The sequence below is a fragment of the Staphylococcus sp. HMSC062H10 genome, from assembly GCF_001836945.1.
In the GTDB taxonomy this organism is placed as follows: Bacteria; Bacillota; Bacilli; order Staphylococcales; family Staphylococcaceae; genus Staphylococcus; species Staphylococcus aureus.
The window spans coordinates 1-12,567 of the sequence record NZ_KV830982.1; the positions used below are offsets into that span (position 1 = coordinate 1).

10 protein-coding genes are annotated in these 12,567 nt (G+C 32.9%); 8 read left to right on the forward strand and 2 right to left on the reverse strand.

Features of this window, described 5'->3' with window-relative positions; genetic code table 11:
* Positions 1-540: 540 nt before the first annotated feature.
* On the reverse strand, positions 541-1,923 hold the full coding sequence (locus tag HMPREF2658_RS08465) for a MocR-like pyridoxine biosynthesis transcription factor PdxR (RefSeq protein ID WP_000799259.1): 1,383 nt from the start codon (positions 1,921-1,923) through the stop codon (positions 541-543).
* Positions 1,924-2,026: 103 nt separating this feature from the next.
* On the opposite strand from HMPREF2658_RS08465, the gene pdxS reads away from it, so the two are divergent.
* Positions 2,027-2,914 (forward strand): pyridoxal 5'-phosphate synthase lyase subunit PdxS, encoded by an 888-nt coding sequence (gene pdxS, locus HMPREF2658_RS08470; protein WP_000034728.1) that lies wholly within the window; start codon positions 2,027-2,029, stop codon positions 2,912-2,914.
* A gap of 3 nt (positions 2,915-2,917) precedes the next feature.
* The gene (pdxT, locus tag HMPREF2658_RS08475) at positions 2,918-3,478 is read left to right on the forward strand and encodes a pyridoxal 5'-phosphate synthase glutaminase subunit PdxT (RefSeq protein ID WP_070854345.1); all 561 of its coding nucleotides are present in this window, start codon (positions 2,918-2,920) and stop codon (positions 3,476-3,478) included.
* A gap of 207 nt (positions 3,479-3,685) precedes the next feature.
* On the opposite strand, the gene HMPREF2658_RS08480 is transcribed toward pdxT, so the two are convergent.
* The gene (locus HMPREF2658_RS08480) at positions 3,686-4,900 is read right to left on the reverse strand and encodes a NupC/NupG family nucleoside CNT transporter (RefSeq protein WP_000547794.1); all 1,215 of its coding nucleotides are present in this window, start codon (positions 4,898-4,900) and stop codon (positions 3,686-3,688) included.
* Between the two features lie 157 nt (positions 4,901-5,057).
* Between HMPREF2658_RS08480 and HMPREF2658_RS08485 the strand changes: the two genes are divergently transcribed.
* From HMPREF2658_RS08485 to HMPREF2658_RS08515, 6 genes are all read left to right on the forward strand, one after another.
* Positions 5,058-5,519 (forward strand): CtsR family transcriptional regulator, encoded by a 462-nt coding sequence (locus HMPREF2658_RS08485; protein ID WP_000551763.1) that lies wholly within the window; start codon positions 5,058-5,060, stop codon positions 5,517-5,519.
* 18 nt (positions 5,520-5,537) lie between these two features.
* Complete coding sequence (locus HMPREF2658_RS08490) at positions 5,538-6,104, forward strand: UvrB/UvrC motif-containing protein (RefSeq protein ID WP_000882065.1); 567 nt, start codon at positions 5,538-5,540, stop codon at positions 6,102-6,104.
* Positions 6,094-7,101, forward strand: coding sequence for a protein arginine kinase (locus HMPREF2658_RS08495; protein WP_000149503.1), 1,008 nt, complete (start codon positions 6,094-6,096; stop codon positions 7,099-7,101). The genes HMPREF2658_RS08490 and HMPREF2658_RS08495 overlap by 11 nt, the downstream gene beginning before the upstream one ends.
* 13 nt (positions 7,102-7,114) lie before the next feature.
* Entirely contained in the window at positions 7,115-9,571 is a 2,457-nt protein-coding gene (locus tag HMPREF2658_RS08500) for an ATP-dependent Clp protease ATP-binding subunit (RefSeq protein ID WP_000897128.1), read from the forward strand.
* A gap of 483 nt (positions 9,572-10,054) precedes the next feature.
* Positions 10,055-11,419, forward strand: a complete 1,365-nt coding sequence (radA, locus tag HMPREF2658_RS08510) for a DNA repair protein RadA (protein ID WP_054194619.1) — start codon at positions 10,055-10,057, stop codon at positions 11,417-11,419.
* Positions 11,420-11,443: 24 nt separating this feature from the next.
* Positions 11,444-12,517, forward strand: a complete 1,074-nt coding sequence (locus HMPREF2658_RS08515) for a PIN/TRAM domain-containing protein (RefSeq protein ID WP_001028373.1) — start codon at positions 11,444-11,446, stop codon at positions 12,515-12,517.
* Positions 12,518-12,567 lie beyond the last annotated feature (50 nt).

Below are 12,567 nucleotides of genomic sequence, written 5' to 3' on the forward strand. Positions count from 1 at the left end.
TGAGACCGCAAGGTCTCTTTTTTTATGTCTAAAATGTCAAAGTAAAAAAGAAAACACAAAGAAAAATGGCTTGGCGAAGTGAAAACGTTTGAATCTGACGAAACAAGAAAAGAGCGTAACGAGTTTAGTAGAGCTAAATGAGTAAGCGAGAGCCGAAGAAGAGGAAAGAAGCAAGCGATTGTCACAAGACAAGAAAGGTTCTTAGCGACGATGGTAGCCAACTTACGTTCCGCTAGAGTAGAACGTTGCCAGGCAAAAATGGATGCGATGAGCCGCATTGAGTTTTGGAAATGATAATTTAATAATGTTCATTTTCGATTGTCTAAGTATGTACAATTTTAATTTTGTGTTTATATAAATCTAAAATGATATCATCTAAAACAAAATATTGTATAAATAGAGAAGAGCAGTAAGACAGTATCTAATTGAAAATGATCTTACTGCTCTTTTATATACTTTATCGAATTACAAAAAGGAAATTAATTATTATACAATAGACAAGCTATTGCATAAGTAACACTAACTTTTGTCAAAGAAGTGTTACTTTATAATTAATGATTTTATTAGAGCGTCTACATGCGGTTTTAAAGCATCATCGTCTATACCGCCAAAGCCTAATATAAATTTAGGGGTTTTCTTATAGTCTTGATCATCATCGAAATTATAAACTTGTAATTTTAAGTTTACTTTGTTTGCTCTATCAAGACACTTTTGTAATGTTAATCCATTTTTTACTGTAATTGTAAAATGCATACCCGTTTCAGCACCTTGAATATCAAGCTGCTCTTTGTAAGGTTTCAATCTTTTTAAAATATAGGTTAGTTTTCTACGATAAATTCGTCTCATTTTATTTAAATGCCTTTCAAAACCACCGGAAGATATAAACGTTGCAATAAGGTTTTGCATATGAACAGGTACAGTGTTGCCTTCAATGTGATTTTGAGAATGATATTTTTTCATTATAGAATAGGGTAACACCATATATGCAACACGACAGCTAGGAAAAATAGACTTTGAAAATGTACTGATATAAATCACTTTTTCTCCTCTTGAATATAGACCTTGAATTGCTGGAATGGGTTTACCGAAATATCTAAACTCGGAATCATAATCATCTTCTATAATAAATCGTTCTTCTTTTTCTTGGGCCCATTGTATTAATTGAGTTCGCTTTTTTAAGTCCATTACATATCCAGTTGGAAATTGATGGGAAGGTGTTATATAAACTATATTTTTTTGTGATTTAATAACTTCATCTACGTTTATTCCATTATCTTCAACTTCAATTTGTTCATATTCAACTTGTTTTTTATCTAAAATATTTTTGATTGGTGGATAACTAGGTTTTTCGATAATAAACGTTGAAGTATAAAGTAAATCGACTAATTGATTTACTAATTGTTCGGTAGATGAGCCAATTATAATTTGATTAGGATCACAAATTACACCACGATTAGTAAATAAATAAAATGCCAGTTGAAATCTTAAATGTAATTCTCCTTGAAAGTGTCCTCTACGTAATTGATTTAAATGATTTGTATCATAAAGATCTTTGGAATACTTTCTGAAAAGTTCTATAGGGAAATGTTTCGTATCTATTTCATCCAAATTAAAAGCATAATCATAAGATTCATCACTCGCTTTTGGATTATATGAATCATCATCAAAAAGAGAAGGGATAGGTTGATTGTTTAAAATTGTTAAAGATTCAATTTCGGACACAAAATATCCAGAGCGAGGTCTTGAATAAATGTAACCTTCATCTAATAGAAGTTGATATGCATGTTCTACGGTTGTTTGGCTGATAGATAAATGTTTGCTTAATTGTCTTTTAGAATAAAATTTATCGCCTTCTTTAAATTGACCTTCAATTATTTGTTTTTTTAATTTTTCATAAAGTTGATGGTATAAAGTGTTTTTCAATTTTATAACTGACCTCCTAAATTTATCTTATTTTGTACCTTTTTAAATATCAGTTTATACATTACAATGTATTTAATCAACTTGAAAAGGGATTTTATGTATAATGAGTAAAATTATTGGATCAGACAGAGTCAAAAGAGGTATGGCTGAAATGCAAAAAGGCGGCGTTATTATGGATGTCGTTAATGCTGAGCAAGCAAGAATTGCAGAAGAAGCTGGCGCGGTAGCAGTTATGGCATTAGAACGAGTACCTTCTGATATTAGAGCTGCTGGTGGCGTTGCACGTATGGCAAACCCTAAAATTGTAGAAGAAGTAATGAATGCTGTTTCTATTCCAGTCATGGCTAAAGCACGTATTGGTCATATCACTGAAGCAAGAGTATTAGAGGCGATGGGTGTTGACTATATTGATGAATCAGAAGTGTTAACACCAGCAGATGAGGAATATCACTTAAGAAAAGATCAATTTACAGTACCATTTGTATGTGGATGTCGTAATTTAGGTGAAGCTGCGCGTAGAATTGGTGAAGGTGCTGCTATGTTACGTACTAAAGGTGAACCAGGTACAGGTAATATTGTTGAAGCTGTAAGACATATGAGACAAGTTAATTCAGAAGTTAGTCGATTGACTGTAATGAATGATGATGAGATTATGACTTTCGCGAAAGATATCGGTGCGCCTTATGAAATTTTAAAACAAATTAAAGACAATGGTCGTTTACCGGTAGTTAACTTTGCAGCTGGTGGCGTTGCGACTCCTCAAGATGCTGCTTTAATGATGGAATTAGGTGCCGATGGTGTATTCGTTGGATCAGGTATTTTTAAATCAGAAGATCCAGAAAAATTTGCTAAAGCAATTGTTCAAGCAACAACACATTACCAAGACTATGAACTAATTGGAAGATTAGCAAGTGAACTTGGCACTGCTATGAAAGGTTTAGATATCAATCAATTATCATTAGAAGAACGTATGCAAGAGCGTGGTTGGTAAGATATGAAAATAGGTGTATTAGCATTACAAGGTGCAGTACGTGAACATATTAGACATATTGAATTAAGTGGTCATGAAGGTATTGCAGTTAAAAAAGTTGAACAATTAGAAGAAATCGAGGGCTTAATATTACCTGGTGGCGAGTCTACAACGTTACGTCGATTAATGAATTTATATGGATTTAAAGAGGCTTTACAAAATTCAACTTTACCTATGTTTGGTACATGCGCAGGATTAATAGTTCTAGCGGAAGATATAGTTGGTGAAGAAGGATACCTTAAAAAGTTGAATATTACTGTACAACGAAACTCATTCGGTAGACAAGTTGACAGCTTTGAAACAGAATTAGATATTAAAGGTATCGCTACAGATATTGAAGGTGTGTTTATAAGAGCGCCACATATTGAAAAAGTAGGTCAAGGCGTAGATATCCTATGTAAGGTTAATGAGAAAATTGTAGCTGTCCAGCAAGGTAAATATTTAGGCGTATCATTCCATCCTGAATTAACTGATGACTATAGAGTAACGGATTACTTTATTAATCATATTGTAAAAAAAGCATAGCTTAATGTATGCTAAATCAACGAATTATTGATATTTATAGATTTGTTGAGAAGACAATATCTCCTTCAAACTTAGCTTTGGAGGAGTTATTTTTTATGTCAAAATTAAAAATGATAAAAAATAAAGATATACATAAGAAAAAACCCCTTCAAAGAGACTGAGAATAGTCAAATTTTTGAAGGGGTAAATTCGATGTTGATGTATTTGTTAAATAAAGAATCCAGCGATTGCAGCTGAAATGAATGATACTAGTGTTGCACCGAATAATAGTTTCAAACCAAAGCGGGCAACTGTATCTCCTTTTTTGTCATTAAGTGATTTAATCGCACCTGAAATAATACCAATAGAGCTAAAGTTAGCAAATGATACTAAGAATACAGATGTAACACCTTTTGCGTGTTCAGATAAATCACTAAGTTTACCAAGTGCTTGCATTGCTACAAATTCGTTAGATAATAGTTTTGTCGCCATAACTGAACCGGCTTGAACTGCATCTTGCCATGGCACACCGACTAAGAATGCAAATGGTGCAAAGACAAAACCAATTAATGTTTGGAAATCCCAAGAAATAGCGCCACCTGAAACTGTACTAAAGATATTGCTTACAATTCCATTTAATAGAGCGATAATGGCAATGTATCCGATTAACATTGCGCCTACAATGACAGCTACTTTAAATCCATCTAAAATATATTCTCCTAGCATTTCGAAGAATGATTGTTGTCTTTCTTCAGTTTCTTCAACTAATAATTTGTCATCTTCTTCATTAACTTTATAAGGGTTAATAATTGAAGCGATAATGAAACCACCAAATAAGTTTAAGACAACAGCCGTTACAACATATTTAGGTTCAATTAAGGTAAAGTACGCACCGATAATTGAAGCAGATACAGTCGACATTGCTGAAGCTGTTAATGTGTATAAACGTTGCTTAGGTATGTATGGTAATTGTTTTTTAATTGAAATAAATACTTCAGACTGTCCCAAAATTGCTGCAGCAACTGCATTGTATGATTCTAAACGTCCCATACCATTAATTTTAGAAATTAAGAATCCTAAAACATTAATGATTAAAGGTAAAATCTTTGTGTATTGAAGGATACCGATAATCGCTGAAATAAATACGATAGGTAATAATACACTGAAGAAGAATGGTGGTTGCTTAGGATCGATATATTGAATACCACCGAATACAAAGTTAACACCATCTGCAGCTTTTAATAATAAGTAGTTAAAACCGTTTGAAATACCACCAATAACCTTGATTCCCATTGTAGTTTTAAGCAAGATAAATGCAAAGATAAGCTGAATTGCAAGTAAAATTCCTACATATTTCCAGCGAATATTTTTCCTGTCTGAGCTAAATAGAAACGCAAGTGCTAAAAAGAAGATAATTCCGATAATCCCAATTAGAATATGCATATATTTCTCATTCCTTTAGTTTTTTCTACAATCTATCATACAATAAAATGGAAGGGCTAACATCATAAATTTTTGAAAATATAAAAACAAATTAATTGAAAAAGGTCAAAATAGGTCATATAATATAGTCAAAGAAGGTCAAAAAGGGGTGATATACATGCACAATATGTCTGACATCATAGAACAATACATCAAACGTTTATTTGAAGAGTCGAATGAGGATGTCGTTGAAATTCAGAGAGCGAATATCGCGCAGCGTTTTGATTGCGTACCATCACAATTAAACTATGTAATCAAAACACGATTCACTAATGAACATGGTTATGAAATCGAAAGTAAACGTGGTGGTGGTGGTTACATCAGAATCACTAAAATTGAAAATAGAGATGCAACAGGTTATATTAATCATTTGCTTCAGCTGATTGGACCTTCTATTTCTCAACAACAAGCTTATTATATTATTGATGGGCTTTTAGATAAAATGTTAATAAATGAACGTGAAGCTAAAATGATTCAAGCAGTTATTGATAGAGAAACGCTATCAATGGATATGGTTTCTAGAGATATTATTAGAGCAAATATTTTAAAACGTTTGTTACCAGTTATAAATTATTACTAAATGAAATGAGGTGTTGAAGTGCTTTGTGAAAATTGTCAACTTAATGAAGCGGAATTAAAAGTTAAAATTACAAGTAAAAATAAAACAGAAGAAAAAATGGTGTGTCAAACTTGTGCTGAGGGGCACCATCCGTGGAATCAAGCTAATGAACAACCTGAATATCAAGAACATCAAGATAATTTCGAAGAAGCATTTGTTGTTAAGCAAATTTTACAACATTTAGCTACGAAACATGGCATTAATTTTCAAGAAGTAGCGTTTAAAGAAGAAAAACGTTGCCCATCATGTCATATGACTTTGAAAGATATTGCACATGTTGGTAAATTTGGATGTGCTAATTGTTATGCAACATTTAAAGATGACATCATTGATATCGTCCGCAGAGTTCAAGGTGGACAATTTGAGCACGTTGGAAAGACACCACATTCTTCACATAAAAAGATAGCTTTAAAGAGAAAAATCGAAGAAAAGAATGAATATTTGAAAAAACTTATTGAAATCCAAGATTTTGAGGAAGCGGCCATTGTTAGAGATGAAATTAAAGCACTAAAAGCTGAGAGTGAGGTGCAACATGATGACGCATAATATTCATGATAATATCAGCCAATGGATGAAAAGTAATGAAGAAACACCAATTGTTATGTCTTCTAGAATTCGGTTAGCGCGTAATTTAGAAAATCATGTGCATCCACTAATGTATGCTACTGAAAATGATGGATTTAGAGTTATAAATGAGGTACAAGATGCCTTGCCAAATTTTGAATTAATGCGTCTTGATCAAATGGATCAACAAAGTAAAATGAAAATGGTTGCAAAGCATTTGATTAGTCCTGAACTAATAAAACAACCAGCAGCCGCAGTATTAGTGAATGATGATGAATCTTTAAGTGTCATGATAAATGAAGAGGACCATATTCGTATTCAAGCTATGGGAACTGACACGACATTACAGGCTTTATATAATCAAGCTTCATCAATTGATGATGAATTAGATCGAAGCCTTGATATAAGTTATGATGAACAACTTGGTTATTTAACTACATGTCCTACCAATATAGGTACTGGTATGAGAGCAAGCGTGATGCTACATTTACCAGGTCTATCTATTATGAAAAGAATGACACGGATTGCTCAAACCATTAATCGTTTTGGATATACAATCAGAGGTATTTACGGTGAAGGTTCGCAAGTTTATGGACATACTTATCAAGTATCCAACCAACTTACACTTGGTAAATCTGAGTTAGAAATCATAGAAACATTAACAGAAGTTGTTAATCAAATCATTCATGAAGAAAAACAAATACGACAAAAGTTAGACACTTATAATCAATTAGAAACACAAGACCGTGTTTTTCGCTCGCTAGGTATTTTACAAAACTGTAGAATGATAACTATGGAAGAGGCTTCTTATAGATTAAGCGAAGTTAAACTTGGTATAGATTTAAATTACATTGAATTACAAAACTTTAAATTTAATGAATTGATGGTAGCTATACAGTCACCATTTTTATTAGATGAAGAAGATGACAAATCTGTAAAAGAAAAACGAGCAGATATACTAAGAGAACATATAAAGTAGGAGGTCATTATTTATGTTATTTGGTAGATTAACTGAACGTGCACAGCGCGTATTAGCACATGCACAAGAAGAAGCAATTCGTTTAAATCATTCAAATATAGGAACAGAACACCTATTATTGGGGTTAATGAAAGAACCTGAAGGAATTGCTGCAAAAGTATTAGAAAGTTTTAATATCACTGAAGATAAAGTAATTGAAGAAGTTGAAAAATTAATCGGACATGGTCAAGATCATGTTGGTACATTGCATTATACACCTAGAGCTAAAAAAGTCATTGAATTATCGATGGATGAAGCTAGAAAATTACATCATAATTTTGTTGGAACGGAACATATTTTATTAGGCTTGATTCGTGAAAATGAAGGTGTTGCAGCAAGAGTTTTTGCAAATCTAGATTTAAATATTACTAAAGCACGTGCACAAGTTGTGAAAGCTTTAGGCAACCCTGAAATGAGTAATAAAAATGCACAAGCTAGTAAGTCAAATAATACTCCAACTTTAGATAGTTTAGCTCGTGACTTAACAGTCATTGCCAAAGACGGTACATTAGATCCTGTTATAGGACGTGATAAAGAAATTACACGTGTAATTGAAGTATTAAGTAGACGTACGAAAAACAATCCTGTGCTTATTGGAGAGCCAGGTGTTGGTAAAACTGCTATTGCTGAAGGTTTAGCGCAAGCCATAGTGAATAATGAGGTACCAGAGACATTAAAAGATAAGCGTGTTATGTCTTTAGATATGGGAACAGTAGTTGCAGGTACTAAATATCGTGGTGAATTTGAAGAGCGTCTGAAAAAGGTTATGGAAGAAATCCAACAAGCAGGTAATGTCATCCTATTTATTGATGAGTTGCATACTTTAGTTGGTGCTGGTGGTGCTGAAGGTGCTATCGATGCTTCGAATATTTTGAAACCGGCATTAGCACGTGGTGAATTACAATGTATTGGTGCTACTACATTAGATGAATATCGCAAAAATATTGAAAAAGACGCGGCTTTAGAACGTCGTTTCCAACCTGTACAAGTTGATGAACCTTCAGTAGTAGATACAGTTGCTATTTTAAAAGGATTAAGAGATCGTTACGAAGCACACCATCGTATTAATATTTCAGACGAAGCTATTGAAGCAGCTGTTAAATTAAGTAACAGATACGTTTCAGATCGTTTCTTACCAGATAAAGCAATTGATTTAATTGATGAAGCAAGTTCTAAAGTAAGACTTAAGAGTCATACGACACCTAATAATTTAAAAGAAATTGAACAAGAAATTGAAAAAGTTAAAAATGAAAAAGATGCCGCAGTACATGCTCAAGAGTTTGAAAATGCTGCTAATCTGCGTGATAAACAAACAAAACTTGAAAAGCAATATGAAGAAGCTAAAAATGAGTGGAAAAACGCACAAAATGGCATGTCAACTTCATTGTCAGAAGAAGATATTGCTGAAGTCATTGCAGGATGGACAGGTATCCCATTAACTAAAATCAATGAAACAGAATCTGAAAAACTTCTTAGTCTAGAAGATGCATTACATGAGAGAGTTATTGGGCAAAAAGATGCTGTTAATTCAATCAGTAAAGCGGTTAGACGTGCTCGTGCAGGGTTAAAAGATCCTAAACGACCAATTGGTAGCTTTATCTTCCTTGGACCAACTGGTGTTGGTAAAACTGAATTAGCTAGAGCTTTAGCTGAATCAATGTTTGGCGATGATGATGCGATGATCCGTGTAGACATGAGTGAATTTATGGAAAAACACGCAGTGAGCCGATTAGTTGGTGCTCCTCCAGGATATGTTGGTCATGATGATGGTGGACAATTAACTGAAAAAGTTAGACGTAAACCATATTCTGTAATTTTATTTGACGAAATTGAAAAAGCACATCCGGATGTATTTAATATTCTATTACAAGTTTTAGATGACGGACATTTGACAGATACAAAAGGACGTACAGTTGATTTCAGAAATACAATTATCATAATGACATCAAACGTTGGAGCACAAGAATTACAAGATCAACGATTTGCTGGATTCGGTGGTTCAAGTGATGGACAAGATTATGAAACAATCCGAAAAACAATGTTGAAAGAATTGAAAAATTCATTCCGCCCAGAATTCTTAAACCGTGTTGATGATATCATTGTATTCCATAAATTAACAAAAGAAGAATTAAAAGAAATCGTAACAATGATGGTTAATAAATTAACAAACCGATTGTCAGAACAAAATATTAATATTATTGTTACTGATAAAGCGAAAGATAAAATCGCTGAAGAAGGATATGATCCTGAATATGGTGCAAGACCATTAATTAGAGCGATACAAAAAACTATCGAAGATAATTTAAGTGAATTAATATTAGATGGTAATCAAATTGAAGGTAAGAAAGTTACAGTAGATCATGATGGTAAAGAGTTTAAATATGACATTGCTGAACAAACTTCAGAAACTAAAACATCATCGCAAGCATAATTAAAAAACAGTCCAAAACAAATTAAAGTTTTGGGCTGTTTTTTAGTAGCATTGAACTATAGAAATTCGTGAAAGTATCCACCAACGAAACAATCTAATAAAATAATCATCAAAGGATAGTTAAGAATTATATGAAACAAGTTAATGAGCCTACAGCGATAGCACAAAGGTGTGAATTTTTATAAAGGTTTTTTGTTTGAAGATACTAGCAACTTACGTCAAAATAAAATAGGTCTATATAATATTGTGATAAATCTAGAGAAAAGAGTTTACTAAGAAATTATTAAGATTTTATCTTTGAAAGATACCGACTATCAACATGATGTAAGTTTATTTTATAATATTCATAAAAAATAAATATGATAAAACAGTTTGCGTTAGTAGTCATGTTAAAATACAAACAAATGTAACTCACATTTAATTTGTCATAATGGGAATGTGCGTTTAAAATAGATTTGTTCAAAGGAAAGTGGAGGTGCAATTTTGGCCAAGAAAAAAGTGATTTTTGAATGTATGGCTTGTGGTTATCAATCTCCTAAATGGATGGGGAAATGTCCTAATTGTGGCGCTTGGAATCAAATGGAGGAAATTGTTGAAAAAGCAGCCAATCCTAAACATGGAGTGAAAACCAAAGAATTAGCAGGTAAAGTACAAAAATTAAATAGTATTAAACATGAAACAACGCCGAGAGTATTAACAGATTCAGCAGAATTCAACCGTGTATTAGGTGGAGGTATTGTGAGTGGATCGTTAGTACTTATTGGTGGGGATCCAGGAATTGGTAAGTCAACGTTACTTTTACAAATTTGTGCATCGTTATCTCAAAAGAAAAAAGTACTATATATTACTGGAGAAGAATCGCTTAGTCAGACTAAATTACGTGCAGAGCGATTAGATGAAGATTCAAGTGAATTGCAAGTATTAGCTGAAACAGATCTTGAAGTTATTTATCAAACAGTAAAAGAAGAACAACCTGATTTACTAGTAGTGGATTCGATTCAAACAATATATCATCCTGAAATCAGCTCTGCGCCAGGTTCTGTTTCACAAGTTCGTGAAAGTACACAAAGTTTAATGAATATTGCTAAACAAATGAACATTGCAACTTTTATAGTGGGTCATGTAACGAAAGAAGGTCAAATTGCTGGCCCAAGATTGCTAGAACACATGGTTGATACTGTGCTTTATTTTGAAGGCGATGAACACCACGCATATCGAATTTTGCGAGCTGTTAAAAACCGTTTTGGTTCAACGAATGAAATGGGAATCTTCGAAATGAAGCAAAGTGGATTAAAAGGTGTAAATAATCCATCTGAAATGTTTTTAGAAGAACGTTCAACAAATGTTCCAGGTTCAACAATTGTTGCAACCATGGAGGGAACCAGACCACTTTTAATAGAAGTTCAAGCGCTGGTAACTCCAACGACTTTTAACAATCCGAGACGAATGGCAACAGGGATTGATCATAATCGATTAAGTTTGTTGATGGCTGTTTTGGAAAAGAAAGAAAATTATCTATTACAACAACAAGATGCTTATATCAAAGTAGCTGGCGGTGTAAAGTTAACGGAGCCAGCAGTTGATTTAAGTGTAATTGTAGCAACTGCGTCTAGCTTTAAAGATAAAGCTGTCGACGGATTAGATTGCTATATTGGAGAAGTTGGTTTAACGGGTGAGGTACGTCGTGTATCTCGGATAGAACAACGCGTGCAAGAGGCTGCAAAACTAGGTTTCAAACGTGTAATTATTCCTAAAAATAATATAGGCGGATGGACATATTCTGAAGGTATACAAGTAATAGGTGTAACTACTGTACATGAAGCATTGTCATTTGCTCTTCATTCATAAAACATCAAGAAAGGAGGACATTGTGTGAATATCGTTAAACTAATGGTTATTATTATTTACTTAATTATTGGGAGCGCATTAGGAATAATTATTATTCCTGAAATTGCAAATGATCTTGGATTACAAAACTCCAGCTTTTTAAAAAATCACTATGTAGATGGCATTATCGGTAGTATTTTTATGTTCTTAATTTTTGGTGTATTTATTAGACGAGTTACTAACGCTATAAAAGGTTTAGAACATTTTATTATGCGTAGAAGTGCTGTTGAAATACTATTCGCAACAATAGGTTTAATAATCGGATTACTTATTTCTGTTATGGTGTCGTTTATATTAGAATCAATTGGCAACTCTATTTTTAATCATTTCATTCCTGTCATAATTACGATATTACTATGTTATTTCGGTTTCCAATTTGGCCTTAAAAAACGAGATGAAATGTTAATGTTTTTACCTGAGAATATAGCGCGTTCCATGTCACAACATACTAAAAGTGCTACTCCAAAAATTATCGACACAAGCGCAATTATTGACGGACGTATTTTAGAAGTCATTCGTTGCGGTTTTATCGATGGCAATATTTTAATTCCACAAGGTGTTATTAATGAATTACAAATTGTTGCAGATTCAAATGACAGTGTTAAACGTGAAAAGGGTAAAAGAGGCTTAGATATTTTAAATGAATTGTATGATTTAGATTATCCTACAAAAGTCATACATCCGACTAAATCACATAGTGATATTGATACGATGTTATTAAAGCTAGCTAAACAATATCACGCAAATATTATAACGACAGACTTTAATTTGAATAAAGTTTGTCATGTACATGGTATCAAAGCATTAAATGTTAATGATTTATCAGAAGCAATCAAACCTAATGTTCATCAAGGTGATCAACTGCATATTTTACTGACAAAAATGGGTAAAGAGCCTGGTCAGGCAGTAGGATATCTAGATGATGGTACGATGGTGGTTGTTGATAATGCTAAAAATCTTATTGGCAGTCATGTCAATTTAGAAGTAGTCAGCTTATTGCAAACATCTTCAGGAAGAATTGTTTTTGCTAAAAAAATCGAAGATACAGTATCATTATAAAAACTGTAGTTGACGAAAACAAAATAGATATTAAAAGGTATATGAAATGG

Coding starts and splice junctions, on each gene's coding strand:
- pdxS (WP_000034728.1), top strand. CDS start 2,027: ATGAGTAAAATTATTGGATCAGACAGAGTCAAAAGAGGTATGGCTGAA.
- pdxT (WP_070854345.1), top strand. CDS start 2,918: ATGAAAATAGGTGTATTAGCATTACAAGGTGCAGTACGTGAACATATT.
- HMPREF2658_RS08480 (WP_000547794.1), bottom strand. CDS start 4,900: ATGCATATTCTAATTGGGATTATCGGAATTATCTTCTTTTTAGCACTT.
- HMPREF2658_RS08485 (WP_000551763.1), top strand. CDS start 5,058: ATGCACAATATGTCTGACATCATAGAACAATACATCAAACGTTTATTT.
- HMPREF2658_RS08495 (WP_000149503.1), top strand. CDS start 6,094: ATGACGCATAATATTCATGATAATATCAGCCAATGGATGAAAAGTAAT.
- HMPREF2658_RS08500 (WP_000897128.1), top strand. CDS start 7,115: ATGTTATTTGGTAGATTAACTGAACGTGCACAGCGCGTATTAGCACAT.